The following is a 5,366-nucleotide window of genomic DNA, read 5'->3' as shown; positions in this document are numbered from 1 at the left end:
GCGGCAGCGTCGGCAGCAGCGGCGTCGGTGTTTTCGCTCTTGGTGCAGGCGCTCAGGGCCAGGGCGGCGGCAACCAGCAGCACGGTGCTCTTGATCTTCATGTGGATCCCCAAATCGGTAGTGTGGAAGAAAGTGGCGCCGGGATGGCGACGTCCGTCCGTCTCAAACCGACGAGGCGAACCGGGAGCCAGACCCGGATACAGAAAAAGCCGCCAGCGAACTGGCGGCTTTCTCAGTTTAACGCTAAATCCGGCAACCGCCAGCAGATTACTGCTTGGTGGCTTCCTTGGCAGCGTCGGTCGCGGCTTCGGCGGTGTCGGCAGYCTGGGCAGCGGCGTCGGCAGCAGCGTCAGCAGCTTCCGTCGTGGTGGCGGCGGCAGCGTCGGTCGCGGCGGTGGCAGCGGCGTCGGCGGCGGTGGCAGCGGCGTCGGCCGACTGCTGGGCGGCGTCGGCGGTCACTTCGCCAGCGGAAGCGGCGGCGTCAGCGGCAGCCTGGGCTTCGGTGGCGGTCGCAGCGGCGTCGGCAGCGGCGTCGGCAGCCTGGTCCTGGTTCGAGCACGCAGCCAGGGCGAAACCCAGAGCCAGCGCGATCAGAGCCTTGTTCATGGTCATCGTTGCATTTCCTCGTCGTTAGTTAGGCAACGCGCAATTGCGCGCCTGCAACATGATGACAAGCCCATTACGGCTGTCAAGCGGTTGGCCGGTTATCTTTGTCAATCCGTTGTTAAACCTTATGGGGCGGGCGAAAGCCGGCCGCTTCGCCCCCCGCAACTGCGCAAAAACTCAGGCGATCTCGACGGCGATCGCCGTCGCCTCGCCGCCGCCGATGCAGAGCGTGGCGACGCCGCGCTTGGCGCCACGAACGCGCAGCGCGTTGACCAGGGTGACCACCACGCGGGCGCCCGACGCACCGATCGGATGGCCCAGCGCGCAGGCGCCACCGTTGACGTTGACCTTGGCGTGCGGGATGCCCAGTTCCTTGATCGGCGCCATGGCGACGACGGCGAAGGCTTCGTTGACCTCGAACAGGTCCACCTGGTCGATCGTCCAGCCGACCTGCTTGAGCAGTTTGTCGATGGCGGCGACGGGGGCGGTGGTGAACCACTCCGGCGCCTGCGAATACGTGGCATGACCCACGATCTTCGCCAGTGGCGTCAGGCCGCGCCGAGCGGCTTCGTCGGCGCTCAGCAGGACGGTGGCGGCGGCGCCGTCGGAAATGCTCGACGAACTGGCGGCGGTCACACTGCCGTCCTTCTTGAAGGCGGGCTTCAGCGTGGGGATCTTGGCGATGTCGGACTTGCCCGGCTGTTCGTCGGTTGCCACCTCGACCTCGCCTTTCCGCGTGGCGACCTTGACCGGGACGATCTCGTCGTTGAACGCGCCGGACGCCTGCGCTGCCTGGGCACGGGTGACCGATTCGATGGCGAAGGCGTCCTGCTCCTCGCGGCTGAAGCCGAACTTGTCCACGGTCGCCTCGGCGAACACGCCCATCGGCTGGCCGTCGTACGGGCTGGTCAGACCGTCCCATGCCATGTGGTCGACCGCCTGGAAATTGCCGTAGCGGTTGCCCGTGCGCGAGTTGGGGAGCATGTGGGGCGCGTTGCTCATCGATTCCATGCCGCCGGCGACGACGATGCTGGCCGAGCCGGCCTTGATCAGGTCGTGGCCCAGCATGATGGCCTTCATGCCCGAGCCGCATACCTTGTTGATGGTGGTGGCGCCGGCGGCGTCCGGGATGCCCGCCGCACGCGCGGCCTGGCGTGCCGGTGCCTGGCCCAGGTTGGCGGGCAGCACGCACCCCATGATCACTTCGGACACGTCGGCGGCCGGGATGCCGGACTGCTCCAGCGCAGCGGCGATGGCGGCGGCGCCCAGTGTCGGGGTGGGCACACCGTTGAACTGGCCGAGGAACGAACCGATGGCGGTGCGCTTGGCGGCGGCGATGACGATGTCGGACATGGAGGACTTCCCGCGTGGAGTGAGATCCCGATTATCCCGCCCCGGGCCGACGGCCGGCAAATCGGCCGTTGGTACAGGAGGCTGCCGGCCGCCGGCGTATGCTGTGGCGCAAGGGGATTGGATATGTCACATGAGCCATCGATCGACCCGGCGCCGCGCGCGTTCGTCGTTCCGTGCAAGGCGCTGGACTCGGGTGCGCCGTGGCGCTGGCTGCGCGCGGGCTGGCGCGACGTCTGCCGTGCCCCCGCGCTGACCCTGTCGTTCGGTGGGGTCATCGTTCTGGTGAGCATCGGGGTGGCCTGGCTGGGGTATGCGCTGGGGCGCTTCGCCCTGCTGGCGACCCTGCTGTCGGGTTTCGTTTTCGTCGCTCCGCTGATCTGCGTGGGTCTCTACTGCGTCAGTCGCGCGCTGGAACAGGGGCGCGCGCCGAGATTGGCCGATTCCTTCGTGCTGGCGCGGCGCGTGCTGGGACAGGCGGGCGTCTACGCGCTGGGGCAGGGCGTGATCATCCTGTTGTGGTCGCGCGCCGGCATGATGGTCAGTGCCTTTTTCCCTTTCGACGGCAGCGATCCGGGTGTGTTCTGGGAGTTCCTTGCCCTGGGGTCGTGCGTCGGAGCCGTGTTCGCCACGCTGACCTTCGCGGTCACGGCGTTCTCGCTGCCGATGATCGCCGACCGCGACGTCGACATGGTGACGGCGGCCGTTTCCAGCGTCCATGCTGTGATGCGTAACAAGCGGGTGATGCTGCTCTGGGGCCTGCTCCTGGTCACCGTGACGGCGATCGGCTTCGCCACGGCATTCCTGGGACTGGCGGTGCTGATGCCCTGGCTTGCCTACGCCACGTGGCACGCGTATCGCGACACGCTGGATGCGTCCGGGTGGCCGTCGCTGCCCTGACGCATCGACGCACGACGACCGGCTGCACCCCGCTAGAGTGACGTTAGTGACATTAGCGCCGTTCGGCTTGTCCTGCGTCGAGGGCGATGCCTCTAATGCATGCGCGATCAAGCCAGAGTGGGCGGCGCGTGACAAGAGCTTTGCAGGAAGAAGGCGTGACGACCGCCAGCGTCGAGACGACCCAGGCTGATGCGCGTGCGCGTCGGTGTCGGGCCTATCTCGGCATCGGCGTGTCGATGGCGGTGGCGCACCCGTTGATCGTCTCGCCGCTGGCATCGGACATCGCGTATTTCCTGATCGCGTTCTACGGCCTGGCGGGGTGCGTGATCGGCGTGCGGTCGAATCGGCCCCGCGATGGCATCGCGTGGGTGTGGATGGTGGTCGCGCATGCATTGTTGACGGCCGGTGAAGTGGCGCAGGCGGCCACCGACAACGATGGTTCCTTCGGTCGCAACGTCAACCTGGCCGACGTGCTGTACATCGCGGCCTACGCGATGTTCGTCGCGGCGCTGCTGGGCCTGGCGCGCGATCCCGCCGGCAGCCGCCAGCGCGCCGGGATGCTCGATGGGTTGATCGTGTTCACCGGGCTGACGCTGGTGGCCTGGGAACTGCTGGTCCTGCCGACATATACAGCAGGCGCCGCCTATGCCGCTCCACAGCTGTTGCGCGTGTTCTATCCCATTGTCGACCTGTTGCTGCTCGGCCTTCTGGTATGGATCGCGACGGCGCGCGAGGCGCGTTCGCCGGCCTTCCTGCTGCTTGCCGCCGGATTCACGGCGTGGGCCTGCGCCGATGCGCTGTTCCACATGACGGTGAGCAGCGTGTCCGAGCCATCGGCGTTGCTGAAATCGATGTGGTTGTTGGCGCACGTGCTGTGGGGGGCAGCACTGATGCATCCTTCCCTGCATGCGCTGCACGCGCCGAGGGATCATGAAACCGGCGACTTCCCGCCCGGACGTCTCGCCACGCTGGCGCTGGCGACGCTCATCGCGCCGGGCGTGCTGCTGGTGCAGTACGCCTTCGGCATCCCCGTGGACGTTGCGGGGGTGGCGGTCACGAGCATCATCATCACCGCCCTGACCTGGACGCGGGTGCGCCACCTGCTCGCGCGGATGAGGCAACAGGCGCGGCGGCTCAGCCACTGGGCGCAGACCGACGCGCTGACCGCGCTTCCTAACCGCCGGCAACTGGAACACCGCTTGTCGCAGTCATTCGCGGACCGGGAGAACGTCGCGCTCCTCGCGCTGGACGTCGACCGCTTCAAGGGGGTGAACGACACCTTCGGCCACCCGGTGGGCGACCGCATGCTGTGCGCGCTCGCACAGCGCTGGGGTGACGAGCTGGAGGCAGGCGACCTCCTCGCGCGCCTGGGCGGAGACGAATTCGGCGTGCTCCTTCGCGGCCCGTCGGCCGGCAAGCGCGCCATCGAGTGCGCCTGGCGCCTGCAGGCCTCGCTCGCGGAACCGCTGGCGCTCGACGGCATCAGCCTGCACGCGGCCGCCAGCATCGGGGTGGCCACATCGCCGGAAGACGGCACCGATGCCGAGCGCATGATGCGGAGCGCAAGCGCCGCCATGCGCGCGGCCAAGCAGCGGCAGTCTCGCGTCGAAGCCTTCGTCGACGAGCTGGATACGCAGGACTCTCGCCGCCTGTTGCTGCTCAACGAGTTCCACGAGGCCATCCGGCGCGGCGAACTGGTGGTCCACTACCAGCCGAAGCTGGCCCTGGCCAGCGGGCGCGTCTCGGGCGTGGAAGCACTGGTGCGATGGCAGCATCCGCGCGAAGGCCTGCTGCCGCCCTCCGCGTTCATCGGTGCGGTCGAGCAGACCGAAATGGCGCGCGACCTGGTGCAGGTGGTGCTGGATCTGGCGCTCGCACAGTGCGCGGCATGGCGGCGCGAGGGATTGTCGCTGGACGTGGCCGTCAATCTGTCGCCGCGCAACCTGGCCGACCCGGATCTCGCCGACTGGGTGGCCGGGCGCCTGTCAGCGAACGGCCTGCCCGCGCATGCGCTGGAACTGGAGATCACCGAGTCCAGCGCCATGGGCGATCCCGTCCGCTCCCTGCATGCCCTCGGTGCGCTGCACGCGCTCGGCGTCATCCTGTCCATCGACGACTACGGCACCGGGCACAGCTCGCTCGCCTACCTGCAGCAGATGCCCATCCGGGTGCTGAAGCTGGACCGGACCTTCGTCTCGCGGATGGGGCGCACGATGGCCGACGACGCGATCGTGCGGTCGACGCTGGAACTGGCGGCCGAACTCGGCCTGGACGTCGTGGCGGAGGGCGTGGAGGACGCGCATACGCTGTCGCTGCTCGCCGCGATGGGGTGCCACGCGGCCCAGGGGTATCACCTGGCGCCGCCGCAGCCACCCGCCGACATCCCGCAGGTCATCCGCGACATCGAACGCCGCATGCGCAGGCAAGTGCCCGCGCACGAGTGACCGATGCGCTCGGCCACGCGGCGCGGCAGTGCCGCGCAACCGGTTTCAGCCGCGCCCGTCGAACAG

General features: G+C 68.5%; 4 protein-coding genes. 2 read left to right on the top strand and 2 right to left on the bottom strand.

The features are described from left to right. Window positions 1-267: 267 nt before the first annotated feature. Window positions 268-606, bottom strand: a complete 339-nt coding sequence (locus AC04L7_RS11700; protein WP_475513057.1) for a hypothetical protein — start codon at window positions 604-606, stop codon at window positions 268-270. A 177-nt stretch (window positions 607-783) separates the two neighbouring features. Further along, window positions 784-1,959, bottom strand: a complete 1,176-nt coding sequence (locus tag AC04L7_RS11695) for a thiolase family protein (RefSeq protein WP_435998070.1) — start codon at window positions 1,957-1,959, stop codon at window positions 784-786. Between the two features lie 123 nt (window positions 1,960-2,082). Here AC04L7_RS11695 and AC04L7_RS11690 point away from each other — a divergent pair, with 123 nt between their 5' ends. Together AC04L7_RS11690 and AC04L7_RS11685 are read left to right on the top strand one after the other, a co-directional pair. Further along, window positions 2,083-2,856, top strand: coding sequence for a DUF2189 domain-containing protein (locus AC04L7_RS11690; RefSeq protein ID WP_435998072.1), 774 nt, complete (start codon window positions 2,083-2,085; stop codon window positions 2,854-2,856). 155 nt (window positions 2,857-3,011) lie between these two features. Then, window positions 3,012-5,300 (top strand): putative bifunctional diguanylate cyclase/phosphodiesterase, encoded by a 2,289-nt coding sequence (locus AC04L7_RS11685; RefSeq protein WP_435998074.1) that lies wholly within the window; start codon window positions 3,012-3,014, stop codon window positions 5,298-5,300. The last annotated feature ends 66 nt before the right edge of the window (window positions 5,301-5,366 follow it).

It is taken from the genome of Pseudoxanthomonas sp. LjRoot204_2 (assembly GCF_056175765.1).
The sequence above is the reverse complement of the archived record's forward strand: the minus strand, read 5'-3'. Positions and strand labels throughout refer to the sequence as shown.

Bases quoted from the DNA above. Each gene is read 5' to 3' on its own strand.
- AC04L7_RS11695 (WP_435998070.1), bottom strand. From the start codon at position 1,959: ATGTCCGACATCGTCATCGCCGCCGCCAAGCGCACCGCCATCGGTTCG.
- AC04L7_RS11690 (WP_435998072.1), top strand. From the start codon at position 2,083: ATGTCACATGAGCCATCGATCGACCCGGCGCCGCGCGCGTTCGTCGTT.